Below are 876 nucleotides of genomic sequence, written 5' to 3' on the forward strand. Positions count from 1 at the left end.
TCAGACACATGCCGTTAAATTGCCGGTGCAGGTCAGCGATGGAGGTGCATAATGAGATGGTCTTCCCCACCCTGTAAGCGATACTCTTATAGGGTATTTTCTTTCTGGAGAGGCCATCATGCAAAACGTCACACTTATTGGTATCGATCTCGGTAAGCATTCTTTCCATATCCATTGTCAGGACAAATTCGGCAAGACTATGCTGCGTAAAAAATTTACCCGCACAAAATTAATGGAATTTTTAGCTGGGTGTATATCGACTACCGTCGTGATGGAAGCTTGTGCGGGTGCACATTTTATGGCTCGCCGGATCGCTGATTTAGGCCATGATGCGAAGCTGATATCTCCACAGTTTGTTCGTCCTTTTGTCAAAAGTAACAAAAATGATTTCGTTGATGCAGAGGCGATATGTGAAGCGGCATCACGCCCCTCAATGCGTTTTGTCCAGCCGAGAACGGAGACGCAACAGGCGATGAGAGCACTGCATCGTGTCAGAGAATCACTCATCAGAGATAAGGTAAAGACCACTAACCAAATGCACGCCTTTTTGCTGGAGTTTGGTATCCGTTTGCCAAAAGGCGAGGCGGTCATTAAACGGTTATCTCTGGTTCTGGCAGAACACGACGTGCCCGATTATCTGAGCCGTTTGCTGATGAAATTACATGCCCACTACCTTTATCTTGTCGAGCAAATAACGGCGCTGGGATCAGAATTAAATCAGTCCATCAGTGTAGATGACACCGCTCAACGCATCATGACAATTCCGGGTGTGGGGCCAATTACGGCCAGCTTACTCTCATCCCAGCTCGGTGATGGCAAACAATTTTCATGCAGCCGCGATTTTGCTGCCTCGATGGGACTTGTTCCCCGGCAATA

General features: G+C 47.5%; 1 protein-coding gene. It reads left to right on the top strand.

Translation table 11 applies throughout. The features are described from left to right. Positions 1–118 precede the first annotated feature (118 nt). The coding region (locus tag ACGF63_RS22950) for an IS110 family transposase (protein ID WP_387633389.1) at positions 119–876 on the top strand (758 nt) is incomplete at its 3' end.

The sequence above is a fragment of the Photorhabdus sp. RM322S genome (genome assembly GCF_042879395.1).
GTDB lineage: Bacteria > Pseudomonadota > Gammaproteobacteria > Enterobacterales > Enterobacteriaceae > Photorhabdus > Photorhabdus khanii.